We start from the raw sequence: 17,468 nt of genomic DNA on the forward strand, positions 1-17,468 counted from the left end.
ACCCTCGTTCTGCTCCGGTGCGCTGGCATCGCTCGACCGAGAATTCTCTAGAGCGACCGCCTGAGCTCGGGCCCCGAACTCGCTGCGGCCCGCCACGGCGGCATGAGCGCGAGTGCATCGGCCGCCACGGCACGACACGAGGATGCCGGAGTCCGGGAGGCGTACCGGCTCGCCGTGGTCTTTCAGCAGTTCGAGGTGCACTGTCCAGCCGGCGAGCCGGATGAGTCCGACCAGGGGCTCCAACGGTCGCAACGGTCGACCCTCAAGGGATGAGGCGTTACGGGGCACCCGAGAGATGGTGGGCGACCGCGGAACACGACACGGAAAGGCCCCGCCGGCACACCAGCCGGCGGGGCCTTTCCGTGCATCTGTGGCTACGTCAGGACGGTTCCTTGGCGCAGATGAAGCGGGGCTCCGCGTCGTAGGTCCAGGAGAACTTCTCCCGCTTGACCACCTTGCCGTCCTTCTTGATGACCCGGAAGGCGTCCTGGGTGAAACCCTGGCTGCCGTTGGCGGGGATGCAGCTCGGGCCAGGTTCGAGGTAGACGGTCTTCGACGAGGTGATGTTCCGTCGCGGGCCGTACTCGGTCTTGACGCTGTCCCAGATCTTCGTGCTCCAGATCGACACGGTGATCGAGCTGCCCGTGTACGAGGTGTCGATCAGTACGCCGTAGTCGGTGTTGTTGCGGAACTTGAAGTCGAGGTTGGGCCAGAAGATGGTCGACTCGATGACGGCCGGATAGCGGCTGAAGTAGTACGAGTGCGGCTTGTGTTCGACGTCCTCAAGACCGGCGTAGTAGGTGGCGTTGAACAGGGTGGTGGTGAACTGGGAGGTGCCACCGCCGACCCCCGGCACGAGCTTCCCACCGAGGATGACCGGTGCGTCCCGGTAGCCCTGGGCGTAGCCGCGCTCGCCGGTGTGCCCGTTGAGCGAGAAGGTCTCGCCGGGGAGCACCACCGTGCCGTCTACCTTCTCGGCGATCGTGACGATGTTCTGGCTGCGGGCCGAGGAGAGGCCGCCGGTGAAGTTCGTGGTGAAGGAGGAGACCTTCTCCTTGATGCCGAGGCCGCCCAGCTTCTCCGCGGTGAGTTTCGGCTGGACCGGCTTGAGCTTCGCGTCGAGCGTACGGTCCTCGGTGCGGGACAACACCTCAAGCAGGTCGTCACCGAGCCCGCTGATGTCCACCTGCTGCCCCACGCGTCCGTCGGCCACCTTCGGCTTGCCGCCCGAGATGGTCATCGTGGCGTCCTTCGGCGCGACCTCGACCTTGTTCAGTCGGTCGCCCATCGCCGTCCGCAGCTGCTTCATGTCGACCGTCGGGGTCAGCTTGCCGGTCTTGTCAGCCTTGAAGCGGAGACCCTTCGCGATCGCCTGCGGCGGGATGTCCACCGAACCGCGGTCGGTGGACAGCTTGACCGGCGCGGCCACCGCGGGCTTGGCCAGCTCGGCGACCATGCGGTCCACCTCCTCGGCGGAGGTCGCCGGATGGTTCTCCACGAGCGGTACGGTCACCGGCTGGCCGCTCAGCCAGCCCGCCTTGACCACCTCCGCGGAGTGCTCCGGGTCGACCGAGAGGCTCGGCTTCGGGTGGCGCACCTTGGGCTTGGTGCCGTCGAAGGTGATCGACGGCATCGTCATCTTGCGGCCCTGTTTGCCGACGAGCTTCTCCAGTGCGGCCTCCAGCTTCGGTACGTCGACCGAGACCACCGGTTCGACCTCCCGCGAGCCGACCAGCCGGTCCACCGCATGGGCGCCGGTCGCCGCCGCGGCGGCGACGGTCGCGTCCACGTCGACGGTGAGCCCGACGTCGGCCGGGTTGATCTCGGCGGTCCGCTCGCCCACCTGTACCTGGATGGGGGCGGCGAGTTCCGCGGCGCGACGGTCGAGCTGCGCGCGCAGTTCCCGCGCCGCGTCCGTCGTGCTGCGTCCGCCGAGTTCGGTGCCGAGCACGGTGGTGCCGCGTGGCACGTCACCGGCGTACGCCCAGACGGCCACCGCACCGACCGAGCCGAGCACGGCTGTGGCCACGCCGGTGGCGAGCAGGATCCGGAAGCGACTGGACCGCCTGCGTTCACCCTGCGGAGCCACCGGGGCCGGGTGTACCGGCTCCTCGACGGGCCAGTTGACCGCCTTGACCTGGACCGTTGGCCGGTCGTCGGGGGGCGGGTGGTTCTCGCCGTACAGCGTCACAACTACCTCTTAGAGACGAACCGCAGACGGGGCCCGAGCTGACACCCCGGAGAAAACACCTACGGTAGCCAACGTGCGGGCTGGCCGGGAGTCTGCGCCCGGTGGCATCTTCGATTTCGGGGTCTGACCAGGGCTTACCGCGTCGATCGGGTTACCCGGCGTAGCCGGGAGGGTGCGGACGAGTGGGATCGGGCCTGGGCCGGCGCCGCCGGTGACCCGACGATTCCCTGGTCGGTCGGGTCCTTCCGCCGGCTGCCACCCGCACCGCGGTTGACCAGGGCCGGGCCGACGACCGTGCCGAGGGTGGTGAGCGTGGCGGTGCCGAGGGCGCTGAACATGATCCCTTGGAAGGTGCCCGGCGCGATCAGGACGGTCAGCACGGCGAGGCCGCCGGCGGCCACCCAGAGTGGCGCGGACGGCCAGCGGGCGGCGGTCGCGACCTTGGCGTTGACGATCACGAAGACCAGCGCGTAGAGCCCTCCGGTGGCGGCGAAGTACGGGGCGTACTCGCCGAGATGTGCGTAGTCCTCACCCCCGGCCAGCCGGAACGCCAGGCCGCCGGCCAGTGCCGACACGGCGACTAGGACGGCACCGCACGCCGTGACGACGATCAGCGCGGCGCGCCGGATCTGCTGGTCGCCGACCGCGAGCCGGGGCAGCGCCAGGACCGTGACCACCTGGGGAGCCCAGAGCGCACCCTTGGTGAGTACGGTGCCGACGGCGTACGCCCCGGAGTCCGCCGGGGAGAGCAGTTGGCGTGCGAAGATCAGGTCGGCGTACGACACCACCAGCATCGCCAGCGCGGCGGTGCCGGCGCTCATGACCTGCCGCACCCGCAGGTCGTCCCCGGTGGTCGTGGGCTGGGTGGCGGCCGACGGAGGCTGCCGGCGGGCGAGCCACGCCAGGAGCGGCAGCGTGGCATAACCGGTCACCGTGCCGACCAATAGGGTGTCGACGAGCCCGACGCCGAGGACGAGGGCGACGACCATCCCGGCGTACCGGCCGAGGGCCAGTAGGCCCATGGCCCACGCCAGCCGGACGAAGCGTTGCCCGCCCTGGAGCTCGCCGAGCCACCTGCCGGCCAACACCACCGGCACGGTCATCACCACGAGCAGCGCGACGACCCCGACCGGCAGATGCAGCCCGAGCACCATCAGCGGTGCGGCGACGACGAGGAGGCCCGTGGTGGCGGCCGTGGTGGCGGCGCCGACCCGGGCGGTGGTGGCGTCGGGATGGCGGGCCCGGTGCACCGCGACGGCCATCTGTAGGCCCATGCCCGCGACGCCGGCGATCGCGACGAGGGCCAGCACCGTCGCCAGTACGCTGAGGTCCGCCGCGGGTAGTCGCCGGGCACCGAGCATCGGCACCAGGTATGCCAGCCCGTTGGTGACCATCGCGGCCACCGCCACCGCCGCGCCGGCTGCGCCCAGTCCGCGCTGATCGTGAGTCGTCGATGCTGTCATCGCGTTCGTGTCGCTCTCGCTGGGACGGTCGGCACCCGGAACCTCGGCTGTTGTCGCGGACCGCTCCTCGACGCCGTCTGGGAAACTACCGCCAGCATCGACCCTTGCCTAGGGTTCGCGGGTGGCGCCGGGCAGAGCCGACGTCGGAATCCGTGGGAGGCCGCTGTGCACCGACCGTCGCCGACGCGCGGACCGTGGCGGCGTCGTGCCGCCGCTGGGCTCCGGCGACGGTGGCCTGAGTGCGCACTGGGTTTCGGGGTCGTACTGGTCATCCTCGGGCCGGTGCTCGGCCCTGGCTATCTGCTCCGGTACGACCTGGTGTTCGTGCCCGACCCGCCGTTCGGCGCGATGGTCTGGGGCAGCGACGGCGCCCTGCCCCGCGCGGTACCCAGCGAGCTGCTGGCGGTGGGGCTCTCCCGGCTCATCGGCGCGGACGTCGCGCAGAAGGTTCTCCTCGCCGGTGCCCTGCTGCTCGCGGCGGTGGGCGCGGCCCGCCTGACCCCGGTCGGCCATCCGGCGGCGCGGATCGCCGCCGGCCTCTGCTACGTCTGGAATCCGTGGGTGTACGGGCGGCTGCACCTCGGCCAGTGGGCGATCATCGCCGGGTACGCGGCCCTGCCGTGGGCGTACGCCTGGGTGGTCGGGGTGATCCGCGCACAACCCGCCGGGGTCGGTCGTCGTGCCGCGATCGCGGGTGGGCTCCCGGTCGTGCTGGGGGGGCCGGCGTTGGTGTTGGCGGCGGTGCTGACCTGCGCACCGGCGCTCGTGCTGGCGCGCCGGTGGCGGGCGCTGGCGGCAGGCGGGGCGACCCTGGTCGGCCTGACCCTGCCCTGGCAGTTGGCCTTCCTCGACCGGGGTGGCGCGGTCGATCTCGACGAGCGGGGGATCGCCGCGTTCGCGGCGCGTGCCGACACTCCCCTCGGGGTGCTCGGCAGCGTGCTGACCCTGGGCGGTGTCTGGAACCGGCACGCCGCTCCGGTCGGCCGCGACCAGTGGCCGGTCGCGCTGTTCGCGCTCGCGCTCGCCACCTCGGCGGTGGCCGCCTTCCTCCTGTCCCGTCGCTGGCCCCCTGCCCTGCGGTGGGGGTTGGCGATCGGCGCGTTGCTCGGCATCGTGATCGCCGTGGCCGCCGCGTGGCCGCCCGGCGAGCGGATGCTGGTCGGGCTCGTCGAGCATGTCCCGGTGGCCGGCATCGTCCGGGACGGCACCCGGATGCTGGCCCCGCTGGCGCTGCTGCAGGCGGTCGGTCTCGGGCTGCTCGTGCAGTCGCTGGTGACATCGGCTGGCCGGGCGGCGACCGCGATCCTCGTCCTCGCACCGGTGCTGGTGCTGCCCGGCATGGCCTGGGGACTCACCGGCCAGCTCGACACCGTGCGGTATCCCCCGGAGTGGGCGTCGGTGCGTGCGGTGGTGAACGACGATCCGGCCGGGGGAAGCCTGGTCTCCCTGCCGTGGTCGTCGTTCCGTGCCTACCGCTGGGCGGGGAACGTGCCGGTGCTCGACCCGGCGCCGCGTGCGTTCCGCCGGCCGGTCGTCGGCGACCAGGACGTCCTGGTCGGCCGGGAGCGGATCCGTGGGGAGAGCCGGGCGGCGGAGCGGGTCGCGGCGGCGCTGGCCGGGCCGGGTGATCCGGGGCCTGCCCTGCGCCGGCTCGACGTCCGGTACGTGCTCATCCAGACCGATCAACCCGGTGCCGGTGGGCTCGAGGGCCGCTTCATCGACGCCGATCTGGTTCGCCGGGACGGGGCGCTCACCCTGTTGCGGCTCACCGGCGACGGTCCCACCCCTGCCCAGGGCGGTATCGGAACCGTTCCCGTTATGGGTTATTCGGTACTCACGGCCACTTTGTTGATCGCCCTTCTGCGCCCCACCAAGCGCCTCCGACGCATGCTACTGTCCGGTCACTTAGTTGGAAGGGATCGTCAATGAAGGCATCCTTCAATCCGCTCCTGACGGTGATCATCGCTGCGGCGGTCGGGGCTGTGCTGGGCATCCTGGCCGTTTCGGTGGGTACCTCGCAGCTCGCGAACACGACGCCGGCCAAGGTGGACCAGCCCATCATCGTGTACGGCGAGCGTTGACGGCGATCCATGGAGGTCTCGCCTCCTGATGCCGCAACCGACCACACAGTCCTCGAGATCGTGGTGCCCGCCTTCAACGAGGAGCACCGGCTGCCCGACACCCTCGTCGGGTTGCGCCGGGCACTCGGTGAGTTGGGCGTCCCCTGTCGCGTGACCGTGGTCGACAATGCCAGCATCGACGACACCGCCGGCATCGTGGCCGGTGCACCCTCCGGTGCCGTACCCATCCGCCTGCTGCATTGCGCCGAGCGTGGGAAGGGTTACGCGGTCCGCAGCGGAGTGCTCGCCAGTGACGCGCGGTACGTGGGTTTCTGCGATGCCGATCTCGCCACCTCGGTCGACGACCTGGAGCAGGTGTTGACCCTGCTGGCCGGCGGAGCGGACGCGGTGGTCGGGTCCCGTGCCCACCCGGATTCCGTGGTCGAGGAGCGGCACAGCCCGCTGCGGCGGTGGGGCGCGGTGGCGTTCCGGGGTGCGGTCCGGCAGGTCGTACGGACCGTCAGCGAGACACAGTGTGGCTACAAGTTCTTCCGCGGTGACCTGGCGCGTCGGGTGTTCGAGCCACTCTGTTGCGGCGGTTTCGCCTTCGACGTCGAGGTGCTGGGCCGAATGGAACGTCTCGGGGCACGGGTGGTGGAGATCCCGGTCAACTGGGTCGACGTACCCGGCTCCCGCTTCTCGACGGTACGGCACGGCTGGCAGAGCTTCTTCGACGTGGCCTCGATCGCCTGGCGACTGCGGCGGGTCGAGATCGCACCCGCGCTGCCCATCGTCGGGCTGCCGCTGCCCCAGGACGTCACCGGCGGTGCCGCCGCCGCAGGGCTGCGGCCGTGAGGGCCCAGGCCGCACCCGCCTGCCCGATGCGCGGCGAGAACCACTCGGTGCGGGGGCGGCGGATCGCCGTACTGAACTGGAAGGACCCGAGCCACCCCGACGCGGGCGGTGCCGAGGTGTACGCCTGGGAGGTGGCCCGCGACCTGGCCGCGGCCGGCGCGGAGGTCACCTTCGTCGCGGCGCGCCCCGCCGGCCAGCCCGCCGACGAGGTACGCGACGGCATCCGGATCGTCCGCGTCGGCGGTCGATGGACCGTCTACCCCCGCGTGCTGGCCTGGTTGCTGCGCCGTCGCCGTCAGTACGACGTGATCCTGGACTGTCAGAACGGCATCCCGTTCTTCAGCCCGCTCGTCCTGCCGAGGGTGGTGCCGGTGGTCTGCGTGATCCACCACGTGCACGACCGACAGTTCCGGCTGTACTTCGGTCCGCTCGTCGGTCGGTTCGGCGCCTGGCTGGAGGGTCCGGTCGCCCGTCGGGTCTACCACCGCAGCGTGACCCTCGCGGTCTCCCCGTCCACCGCGCTGGCCGTACGCGAGCGACTCCGCTGGGCGGGACCGGTCGTCGTCGTCCCGAACGGCGCGGACGGTGCCACTGTGCCCGTCCGCCGTGCCGCGGGGGTGGCCCGCGCTGCCCGGCCGCGACTGGTCTGCGTCGGCCGGGTCACCCCGCACAAGCGGGTGGGTGTCGTGCTCGACGCGGTGGACCGGCTGCGTACCACCCGGCCCGAGCTGCGGCTGGACGTGGTGGGTGGTGGGCCGGACGTCGAGACGATCCGCCGGGAGGTCGCGCGGCGAGGGCTGACCGGCTGGGTCACCGTCCACGGCTTCCTGCCCGCCGAGGAACGCGACGAACTGGTCGCCGCCGCGTGGCTGCACGTCTCCGGCTCGTGGGGGGAGGGGTGGGGTCTGGTCGTGGTCGAGGCCGCCGCCGCGGGCCTGCCCACCGTCGCCTTCGACGTCGAAGGGCTCCGCGACGCCGTACGACCGGGGCGTACCGGATGGCTGGTGCCGGAGGGGGAGGATCCCGCGGAGCGTCTGGCCGCGGGACTGGACCGGGCGTTGCAGTGGCTCGACGTGCCTGGTAACGCGGACCGTATGGCCGCGGAGTGTCGACAGTGGAGCGAGTCGTTCCGCTGGGTGGACACCGGCCACCGGGTCCGGGCCGTGATCGGTGACCTGCTTGCGCCCCGCGCCCTGCCGTGGGCATCCCGGGACGCCTGTCTCCTGGTTCGCACGGACCGGCCGGAACAACTGCGGGACCGGTTGACGCCGCTGCTACCCCGCAGCGCGCAGCTTGCCGCCGGTCAGGCGGGGTTGTGGCTGCTGGTGCCCGGCACCGATCCGCAGGCCGTACGGCGGTTACTGGCCGAGCTGGGTGTCGCCGAGTCGGCGGTGACCGAACGGGACGCGACCGGTGCGGAACTGCTCACCGGGGGCCCGGTAGAGCAGTGCTGACCACTTGGCCGACGGTACGGCGGGAGCGCCGTACCCCGCCGGTGGCCGTGCAGTCGGCGGTGTGGCGGATGCGCGAGGTTCTCGTCTGCCTCGCCCTGACCGGGTTCTGCGTCACCCAGGATCCAGGGTTGCTCGTGGCCGACACGAAGCTCGACATGGCGGTGGATCCCGGAGCCTTCCTCGCCCGGGCCACCGAGCTGTGGACCGCCGGCTGGCAGTTCGGCTCGTTGCAGAACCAGGCGATCGGCTACTTCTTCCCGATGGGCCCGTTCTTCCTGCTCGGCGAGGCGGTGGGCCTGCCGATGTGGTTCGTGCAGCGGCTGTGGATGGCGGCCCTGCTCTGCACCGCCTTCCTCGGTGTGGTGCGCCTGGCCCGCGCCCTCGACCTGGGCGGTCCGGCGTCTCGGGTGATCGGCGGCCTGATCTTCGCGCTCTCGCCGCGGGCGCTGAGCCTGGTCGGTACGGTCTCGCTCGAACTGCTGCCGTACTGCGTCGCGCCGTGGGTCGTGTTGCCCCTGGTCCGCGGCGCGGCGGGCGGTTCGCTGCGGCGGGCGGCGGCGCTCAGCGGCCTGGCCGTGGTCTGCATGGGCGGCGCGAACGGGGCGGCGACCGCGTCCGCCGTGCTGCCGGCGTTGCTCTACGTGCTGACGCGTCCACCCCGGCGCCGGTGGCGGCTGTTCGCCTGGTGGACCGCGGCGATGGTCGCCGCGACCTGCTGGTGGCTGGTGCCGCTGCTGCTCATGCAGCAGTACGGCTTCCCGTTCCTGCCGTACACCGAGAGCGCGGCCGTGACCACTGCGGTCACCGACCTCGGCACCACTCTCCGCGGCGCCAGCCACTGGTTGGGCTACCTGGCTGTCGACGGCGTGCCCTGGTGGCGTTCGGGCTGGGCGTTGGCGACGGCGCCGTGGCTTGCCGTGGTCACCGGCTTCATCGCGTGCGTCGGGTTGGCCGGGCTGGCCCGCCGGGACCTACCGGAGCGACGGTTCCTGGTCGTCGGTGCGCTGGTGGGGCTGTTGATCCTGACGGCCGGCAACATGTCGAACGGCGGTGCGCTCTTCGCCGCGACGGTCCGGGAGGCGCTGGACGGCCCGCTTGCCGCGTTGCGGAACCTGCACAAGTTCGACGTGGTCCTCCGGATGCCGCTCGCGCTGGCCGCCGCCCATCTGCTGCACGGCGCGGCCCGGATCTCCGCCGTCCGTCGGTTCGCGCGTCCCGTCGAGATGGCGCCGCGCCGTGCCGCGCTCGGGGTCACCGCCGTCGCGCTGGTCGCGGTCGCGGGTGGGGCCGGCACTGCGGGACTCGCCGCCGGTGGCGGCTATCCGGCCCTGCCCGAGCACTGGCGGCAGGCGGCCGGGTGGCTGGACCGGCACGCCGGCCACGGCAGCACGCTGCTGGTGCCGGGTTCCAACTTCGCCGAGTACGACTGGGGTCGTCCGATGGACGAACCTCTCCAGCCGCTGTTGAAGTCGCGTTGGGCGGTGCGTTCGCTGGTACCGGCCGGATCGGTGGGCAACGCCCGGCTGCTGTCCGCGATCGACGAGCGGCTGGCCTCCGGTGTCGTCTCGCCGGGGCTGGCGGACGTCCTCGGCCGGCTCGGGGTGCGCTACCTGGTGGTGCGGAACGATCTTCGGCCGCCGGTGGGCGCGAGGGCGTGGCCGGTGCTGGTGCACCGGACCCTGGACAGTGCGCCCGGCCTGACCAGGGTCGCGCACTTCGGGCCGATCGTGGGTAGGGAGCCCGACCTGGGCAGCGCGTGGGACTACGGGCTGCACCGCCCGTACCCGGCGGTGGAGATCTACCGGGTCGACCGACCCGCTCCGCGTGCCGTCGTCGTCGACGCGGCCGAGCCGCTCGACCTGGTGGGCGCGCCGGAAACGTTGCTGGACCTCGCCGACGCCGGAATCCTCGGCGACCGGCCCGTGATCATCGACGGGGACGCCGGTGTCCGGGACCGTACCCGGGTGCGGACGGTGCTCGCCGACAGCCTGCGCAGCCGCGAGGTCGACTTCGGCCTGGTTCGTGGGAACGTCTCCCGGACGTTCGGGCACGACGACCGTCCCCGGCAGAGCCGGGCGGCGCACGACCTGTTCGACCCGGCCTGGGAGTCGTCACTCACCTGGGCCGGGTACACCGGAGTGGCCGACGTACGGGCCTCTTCGAGCGCCGCCGACGTGGCCGGTCCGGCGGGGCTGCGTGATCCCTCCGCCACCCCGTTCGCGGCCGTCGACGGCGACAGTGGCACCGCGTGGCTCTCGGACGGTGCGGACAAGCCGGTCGGCCAGTGGCTGGAAGTTCGCTTTCCGCGCCAGATCCGGCCCCAGTCGGTGGAACTCCAGGTGGTCCACGAGGAGTTGATCGCCGAGCCGGTGACCCGGGTTCGGGTCAGCACCGCGGGCGGGTCACGGGTGCATCAGGTGACGGGCGCCGGTGCGGCCCCGGTACGGCTCGCGCTGCCCGCCGGTGCCACGGACTGGCTCCGGGTGACCGTCGACGCGGTGGCGGAACTCGACGTACCCGGGCGGCGGGCCGGGATCCGTGAACTGCGGATCGCCGACGTGACGCCGGTGCGGTACCTGCGGCTGCCGGCCCCGGCCGACCCGAGCGGCGCGCCGGACGCCGTCGCACTCGCCCGACGCAGCGGTGACCGCAGCGCCTGCACCACCGCCGGCGACCACTACCTCTGTTCGCCCGAGCTGACCCGGCACGGCGAGGAGACCGGGCTGCTGCCCCGCCGCTTCGAGTCACCGGCCGCGTTCACCGCCGACCTCACCGGCCTGGCCCGCGCCGTGCCGGCCACGGCGTTGGCCGAGTACGACGAGGTGGTTGGCGAACCGGACGTCGTCACGTCGAGTACCTGGTTCGCCGACCCGGTCGCCTCGTCCCGGTCGCTGCGGGACGGGGACGACGGCACGGCGTGGTGGGCCGACCCGGACGATCCACAGCCGACGCTGGAGCTGCGCTGGGACAAGAAGCGGAAGGTCGGCTGGGTGCGGCTGCGCTTCTCGGCGGGCCTGGTCGCGGCGCCTCCGCTGACCGTCCGGGTCACCGGTGACGACGGCATCCGGGAGGCGAAGGTCGGGCTGGACGGCGTGGCCCGCTTCGCGCCGCTGCGTACCCGCAATCTCGTCGTCGCGGTGACCTCGACGGTGCCGCGGGTCAACCGGTCGACGGCGCTGTTCGAGCCGTGGCCCCTGCCACTCGGGATCAGCGAGATCGACGTGGAGGGGGCGCAGGCGGAACCGCCGCCCGACCTCGACCGTACGGTGACGCTGCCCTGTGGTGCCGGGCCGACCATCGTGGTCAACGGCAGGCAGGTGCCGACGACCGCGGTGGGCACCCTTCGGGACCTCCGGGATCTGCGCCCGTTGCGGTATCGGGCCTGCGCGGCCGAACCGGACGACGACGGGACGGGATCCGGTCGGGTCGTGCTGCGCCGGGGGACGAACGAGGTCAGCGCTGCGGCGGACCGCTTCGTCGTCGACAGCGTCATCCTGGCCAACCGGACCCTGGCCAACTCCGCCACCGGCCGGGCCGGTGGTGAGCCGGTGCCGCGCGCCCTGGCCGTGCTCGACTGGGACGACCGGCAGCGGTCGCTGTCGATCGGCCCGGGTGCCGACACGTATCTGATCGTTACGGAGAACGCCAACCCTGGCTGGACGGCCACCCTCGACGGGGTCGCGCTCTTCCCGGCCCGGATCGACGGCTGGAAGCAGGCGTGGTTCGTGCCGGCCGGGACCGCCGGTCGGATCGAGCTGGTGTTCGAGCCGGGGGCGCACTACCAGCTCGTATTGCGGGTGGCGGGCGTGCTGCTACTGGTCCTGGTCGTCGCGGCGGTGGTGCCGGCCCGCCGGGACCGACCGGCCTATCCGGTGATCGCGACGACGATGCCGACCGCGCCGCTGTTGGCGGTCGGCGTTCCGGTGCTGCTCGGTGGCCTGGCGGGCCTCGGGTCTGCCCTGCTCGTGGTGGTGCTGAACCGGCGCCGGGCACCCGCCCCGGTGTGGGTGTGGTTGCCCGGCTCCATCGGGCTGATGGGCGAGGCGGCGCGGCGCTGGTGGCTGCCGCCGCCGGTCGCCGAACTACTCGTGCTGGTGCCGACCGTGCTGCTCCTCGTCGCCGTCGCGGCCCTGGTGCTGCGTGGCCGGCGGGTGCCGGGGCGGTACGAGAAGCGGCGGCCCAGCCGACTCAGTGGCTGGCTGCGCCGCCCCGTCGGGCGCGCTCGCCGGTTCCGGCGGGCGGGTCAGCGACCGGCTCTCGACACGGCGGTACAACAGCCGGACCGGGCGTTCGACGAGGTAGTGGCTGGCGGTCGCGATCGGGATGGTGAGCGCCAGGGTGACCGCCAGCAGGCTCCAGAACGAGCTGTCGAACCGGGTGAAGCCGAGCAGCCGGAGAGCGGCTTCGAGCACGAGGAGGTGCCACAGGAAGATCCCGTACGAGATCCGGCCGAGGAACCTGACCGCCGGCTGACCGAGGAACCTGCGCGGGAGCCCGTCGGTCCGCGGCCCGACGAGCGGGGCGATCAGGCACCAGGCGACGAGGAGGAAGAGCAGGTGCTCGGCGAGAACCTCGGCCCGGGTGGCCGGTTCGAGCGCCCGGGGACCAGCGATCGGGGTGCTGGCGATCCAGAGCAGCACGGCCGCGACGGCCCAGGACGTCGCGGGGGCGAAGGTGAAGGTACGCAGCCCGCGCGGAAGGAGGTACCACAGCTGGTCGCCACCGTCGGTGGCCTTGACGGCGGTGGGGTCGATGGTGCCGAGGAAGGCGGAGGGTCTGGTGCCGTCGGGCCAGCTGACCAGCACCGCCAGCACGACACCGGTACCGAACCAGTCGAGATGGGAGGGCAGCCAGAGCGCCGCGACGTCCTGGAGCGGAGAGTCCGGCGTGTGGACGTACCCGTTCCAGAGCAGGCCGACCAGGATGACGCCGATGCCGAGGGCCAGTTGACGCCGGGCTCGCGCCCGGGGGGATCTGCCGCCGAGGCACCGGCCGAGCAGCGCGACGAGCGGCAGGAGGAGACAGAACGCGGCCCCGGTGGCGAGGCTCCAGGTGTGTTCCATCCCGACCGGCAGCCGCAGCGGCTCGTAAACCTGCATCAACAGCAGCGGAATGGCCCAGTCCGCAGGTGACGTGAGGTATTGGATATTCAGCCAGGCCAACGCGACGGCTGCCATCGCCCAGTACCCGGGCAGAATGCGCAGTGCGCGGTGCCAGAGATAGCGCCGAACGGAAGGAGTCGGGTACGAGTGAATGGCAGCGGCCGCGAATGGCCGGTAGAGAAGAAAACCGGAGAGGGCGAAGAGTAGCGCCACGCCGACATCGAGCCGGGCGAGCAATCCACTGCTCTGCCCCGGCGAGTTCGTCATGCCGCTGAGATAGGAAACGTGGTGGACGAGAATCATGACGACCGCGACGGCACGTAACCCTTCCAGCGCGGGCAGCCACCTGGAATGCCTGTTGTTCCGGTCCGGCTGACCGTCCATCGTATTGATCCGGCTTGGCGTGCTCACGGCTACTCTGCATCCCATTCGTCGGGGCAGTCCATGCTGCCGTGGGCCGGATCAGATGTGGCTCGGTAAGCCGCATCGGACCATATCCGAAACTGCGTCACATCGTGTACTGTCAGCCGACCAGTCGACCTAATCACTTGGGAGGAGCCACATGCGACCTGCAACGGGTGTCGTCTTGGTGGCGACAGGAACGTTCCTGATCGTCGGCGCTTTGGCGATGCCGCTGTACGTTGCGCCGGCTGTCGTGAAGGTGCCCCTGGACCAGAGTTCGGTCACATATTCGAGGGCCCAGAACGCCACAGTCCTGGACTTCCAGACCCTGTCGGAACGGAGTGGGGTCGACCTGACCGCCGTCCGCGCCGTTCGTGGCGATGTCGAGGCCGGCAATGCCGACCGGGCGGTCTTCAACGTCGGCGTCCGGGTCACCGACGAGGCCGGCACGGAGATCACCGTCAGCCGGGACCGGGTGGCTCTCGACCGCCGAACCGGGGAGGCGATCGCCTGCTGCGCCGAGGACATCAACGGCACCCCGTTCAAGCACGACGGCCTGACCTACACGTTCCCCTTCGGAACCGAGAAGAAGACGTACCGCTACTTCGACAACACCGCCCGGAAGGCGTACGACGCCACCTACCACGGCACCGAGCAGTTGCAGGGCCTGACCGTCTACCGGTTCGAGATGACGGTGGAGCCGGTCCAGGTCGACGAGATCAAGGTCCCTGGTCACCTGGTCGGCTCCGCCGAGCAGATGACCACCGTGGGCCGGTTCTACACCAACAAGCGCACCCTGTGGGTGGAGCCCAACACCGGCGTCATCGTCAAGGGCCAGGAAGACCAACTGCAGACGTTGCGCGGCCCGAACGGGACCGACGCCATCCGCATCATCGACGCCGACCTCGCCTTCGACGAGGAGACGCAGAAGCAGCAGGCGGACGTCGCCCGGGACGCGATGCGACAGATCAACCTGGTGACCGTGCTGGTGCCGATCGTGCTCGGTGTCCTGGGCCTGGCCCTGCTGGTCCTCGGTCTGCTTCTCTTCTTCCGAGCGAACCGTCGGGCGGAGCCGCCGGCCCCGGTGGCCGTCGGCGACTCACCCGAGCCCGACCTCGACTCGCCCGCGTCGGCGGACCCACAAGACGAGCCCACCGGGCCCGCGCAGTCTCGGCCAGCCGAGCGCGTCGAGTCCTGACACCGACCCCACCCACCAACTCGGTGCGGCCGGCGGAGCCTGGTGCTCCGCCGGCCCCGCCCGACCCGGGTCGGCGCCGGTTCAGGTTCGACGCAGGACGTACCGGGTGCAGTGCCAGTCCGCCGTGTAGGGCAGGTCAGGCCGCTGCCCTACGATCTCGCCCCCGTGCTCGGCCAGCAGCCGCACCATGTCCGCGTGCGGCACCGGCGTCATCCTCATCGGAGCCGGGTACCCGAGGAGGCGGCACTGGGCCCAGCTGATGAGCCGGTAGGGCGCGACTCGCCAGATGAACCCCCGCGCCGTGGGTGCCGGCCTCGTCGGCAGCCCCACCACCGCGACCCCACCGGGGCGCAGCACGCGCAGGAACTCGGCCAGGTAGCCGTCGACAGCGGGACGGGGCAGGTGTTGCAGCACCAGCGCGCTGTAGACGAGATCGAAGTGACCGTCGGGGAACTGCCGCAGGTCGGCCGCGTCGTTGAGCGTGAAGCGGATGTTCCCGGAACTCCGGTCGAGTTCGCGGGCGGCCGCCAGCATCGACGGTGCGATGTCCACGCCGGTCACCTCGTCGGCGTACGCGGCCAGCGCCTGCGACAGCCGGCCGACCCCGCAGCCGAAGTCGAGCGCCCGCTGCCACCGCGTCGGTTGGCCGAGCTGGTCGAGCCAGGCGACCGTCTGCTCGACATCGGCGCGCCCGGTGGCGAGGAACTCCTCGACGTCCCAACCTCCGCCGCGCTTGCCGGGCTGGACCAGCACCGCCCAGAGCGGATCCTCGGCGCCCAGCCTGGTCCAGTCGCGCCGCACCTCGTGCAAGTCCACGGCCCAAACAGTAGGGCATCCGATGGTCGTGGACGAGAGGCGAACGCGCCGGCTCGTCGTTGCCGCGAGCTGGTCGGGAGGCCGCTGCGGTCACCGCCCCGCCGCGCCCCACCGAGGGTGGACGCGGCGAGGGCGGCGTCGCTCAGATCCGGGCCAGCGCCCGGCGCAGCGGGTCGAGGCCGAGGGAACCGAGGTCGAGCGCCTGACGGTGGAACTCCCGCAGGTCGAAGTCGGCGCCCTTGCGGGTCTTGGCGTCGTCGCGGGCCTGGAGCCAGATCCGTTCGCCCACCTTGTAGGAGGGCGCCTGCCCCGGCCATCCCAGGTAGCGGTTCAACTCGAAGCGCAGCATCTCGTCCGGCACCCGGCAGTGCGCCCGCAGGAACTCCCAGCCCAGCTCCGGCGTCCAGCGCTCGCCCGGATGGAAGTCGAACGGGTTGTCCTTCGGGATCTCCAGCTCCAGGTGCATGCCGATGTCGACGATCACCCGCGCGGCCCGGAACGCCTGTCCGTCCAGCATGCCGAGCTTGTCACCCGGGTCTTCCAGGTAGCCAAGCTCGTCCATCAGCCGCTCGGCGTACAGGGCCCAGCCCTCGCCGTGCCCGGATACCCAGCAGAGCAGCCGCTGCCAGCGGTTGAGCAACCCGGCCCGGACGGCGGTCTGCCCGATCTGCAGATGATGCCCGGGCACCCCCTCGTGGTAGACGGTGGTCACCTCGCGCCAGGTGGAGAAGTCGGTGATGCCGTGCGGTACCGCCCACCACATCCGGCCCGGCCGGGCGAAGTCCTCGCTGGGACCGGTGTAGTAGATGCCTCCGTCGCTGGTCGGCGCCAGCATGCACTCGATCCGGCGGACCTGCTCGGGGATGTCGAAGTGGGTGCCGTGCAGTTCGCTGATGGCCTGGTCGGCCAGCCCCTGCATCCAGTCGCGGAAGGCCTCGTTGCCCTGGATGGTGCGGGCCGGGTCGGCGTCCAGCGCCGCCACCGCCTCGTCGATGGTGGCGCCGGGGGTGAGGATCTGCCCGGCCACCGTACGCATGTCCGCCTCCAGGCGGGCCAGCTCGGTGAACCCCCAGGCGTACGTCTCGTCGAGGTCGATCCGGGCGCCGAGGAAGTACTGTGACGCCAGTTCGTACCGGTCCCGCCCGGCGGCCTGCTTCTCCGGGCCGCGCGGCGCCAGCTCGGTACGCAGGAACTGCCCGAACTCGGCGGTGGCCGCGGTGGCCGCCGCCGCACCCCGGCGCAGGTCGGCGTCGAGGGCTCCGTCGGCGCCGAGCCGATCGACGAGACCGTGGAAGATGTTGTCGCCGTCCGGGTCCACCCAGGCGTCGCACTGCTTGGCCACCTCGATCAGCTGTGCCCGGGCGCTGACCTTTCCGGCCGCGGCGGCCTCGCGCAGGGTGGTCTTGTAGCCCTCCAGCGCACCGGCGAAGCGGTTCAGCCGGGCAGCGATGTTGGCCTGCGCCTCGACACCCTCGGTGGGCATCAGGTCGAAGATCATCCGGGTGTGGTGCAGCCCGCTGGTGATGACGCTGACCTCGCTGGTGGCCTCGCCGGCCTCGTAGCGGGCCAGGTCGAGGCCCAGGCGCTCCTGCATCGCCTCCCGGGCGGTGCGCTCGGCCTCGGTGTCCGGCTCGACGCCGTCGAGGTCGGCCAGGGTCCGTCGGGTCAGGTCGGCCTGTGCGGCGTACCCGTCCGGCGACAGGTCGTCCAACTGGTCGTCGTACCCAGAGATGCCGACGTAGGTGGCGCCGGTCGGGCTCAGCGCGGCCCAGTCGGCGACGTAGCGGTTGGCGATGTCGTCGATTCGTCCCACGCCGCGACCCTACGCGAGCCGGCCCGGCGCACGCTGCCGCCTTTCCGGGGTCGGAGCAACCGGTCGGCCGGGTCGGCTCGCGAGCGGTTTCGTCGCATCGGCGGTGACCCGGCC

At 71.8% G+C, this 17,468-nt stretch carries 11 protein-coding genes and 1 pseudogene; 6 read left to right on the forward strand and 6 right to left on the reverse strand.

Going from position 1 to position 17,468, the window contains the following annotated elements; genetic code table 11:
* The 3 genes from D2L64_RS28110 to D2L64_RS24980 form a co-directional block, all read right to left on the reverse strand.
* Window positions 1-243, reverse strand: a 243-nt coding sequence (locus D2L64_RS28110) for a hypothetical protein (protein WP_233559139.1), incomplete at its 3' end; no start/stop codon positions are given.
* A gap of 136 nt (window positions 244-379) precedes the next feature.
* Complete coding sequence (locus D2L64_RS24975) at window positions 380-2,191, reverse strand: VanW family protein (protein ID WP_119579647.1); 1,812 nt, start codon at window positions 2,189-2,191, stop codon at window positions 380-382.
* Window positions 2,192-2,325: 134 nt separating this feature from the next.
* Complete coding sequence (locus D2L64_RS24980) at window positions 2,326-3,654, reverse strand: lipopolysaccharide biosynthesis protein (RefSeq protein ID WP_119579648.1); 1,329 nt, start codon at window positions 3,652-3,654, stop codon at window positions 2,326-2,328.
* 282 nt (window positions 3,655-3,936) lie between these two features.
* Here D2L64_RS24980 and D2L64_RS24985 point away from each other — a divergent pair, with 282 nt between their 5' ends.
* From D2L64_RS24985 to D2L64_RS28625, 5 genes and pseudogenes are all read left to right on the forward strand, one after another.
* Window positions 3,937-5,583: a hypothetical protein gene (locus D2L64_RS24985; RefSeq protein ID WP_119579649.1), complete on the forward strand. Its 1,647-nt coding sequence runs from the start codon at window positions 3,937-3,939 to the stop codon at window positions 5,581-5,583.
* Window positions 5,580-5,735, forward strand: a complete 156-nt coding sequence (locus tag D2L64_RS27405) for a hypothetical protein (RefSeq protein ID WP_158603544.1) — start codon at window positions 5,580-5,582, stop codon at window positions 5,733-5,735. Before D2L64_RS24985 ends, D2L64_RS27405 begins: the two co-directional genes overlap by 4 nt.
* Window positions 5,736-5,798: 63 nt before the next feature.
* Window positions 5,799-6,569, forward strand: coding sequence for a glycosyltransferase (locus D2L64_RS24990; RefSeq protein ID WP_158603545.1), 771 nt, complete (start codon window positions 5,799-5,801; stop codon window positions 6,567-6,569).
* Window positions 6,566-8,023, forward strand: a complete 1,458-nt coding sequence (locus tag D2L64_RS24995; RefSeq protein WP_147376303.1) for a glycosyltransferase family 4 protein — start codon at window positions 6,566-6,568, stop codon at window positions 8,021-8,023. Before D2L64_RS24990 ends, D2L64_RS24995 begins: the two co-directional genes overlap by 4 nt.
* Window positions 8,024-8,091: 68 nt before the next feature.
* A pseudogene (locus tag D2L64_RS28625) lies at window positions 8,092-11,262 on the forward strand (alpha-(1->3)-arabinofuranosyltransferase domain-containing protein); the annotation flags it as partial.
* 843 nt (window positions 11,263-12,105) lie between these two features.
* On the opposite strand, the gene D2L64_RS28590 reads toward D2L64_RS28625, so the two are convergent.
* The gene (locus D2L64_RS28590; protein ID WP_119579670.1) at window positions 12,106-13,554 is read right to left on the reverse strand and encodes an acyltransferase family protein; all 1,449 of its coding nucleotides are present in this window, start codon (window positions 13,552-13,554) and stop codon (window positions 12,106-12,108) included.
* Window positions 13,555-13,687: 133 nt separating this feature from the next.
* On the opposite strand from D2L64_RS28590, the gene D2L64_RS25010 reads away from it, so the two are divergent.
* Complete coding sequence (locus tag D2L64_RS25010) at window positions 13,688-14,725, forward strand: DUF3068 domain-containing protein (RefSeq protein ID WP_119579653.1); 1,038 nt, start codon at window positions 13,688-13,690, stop codon at window positions 14,723-14,725.
* 81 nt (window positions 14,726-14,806) lie between these two features.
* Here the strand turns inward: D2L64_RS25010 and D2L64_RS25015 are convergent, their stop codons facing one another.
* Both D2L64_RS25015 and D2L64_RS25020 read right to left on the reverse strand, forming a co-directional pair.
* Complete coding sequence (locus D2L64_RS25015; protein WP_158603547.1) at window positions 14,807-15,541, reverse strand: class I SAM-dependent methyltransferase; 735 nt, start codon at window positions 15,539-15,541, stop codon at window positions 14,807-14,809.
* A 142-nt stretch (window positions 15,542-15,683) separates the two neighbouring features.
* Entirely contained in the window at window positions 15,684-17,354 is a 1,671-nt protein-coding gene (locus tag D2L64_RS25020) for a DUF885 domain-containing protein (protein ID WP_119579655.1), read from the reverse strand.
* Window positions 17,355-17,468 lie beyond the last annotated feature (114 nt).

This window comes from Micromonospora radicis (genome assembly GCF_003583405.1).
In the GTDB taxonomy this organism is placed as follows: Bacteria; Actinomycetota; Actinomycetes; order Mycobacteriales; family Micromonosporaceae; genus Micromonospora; species Micromonospora radicis.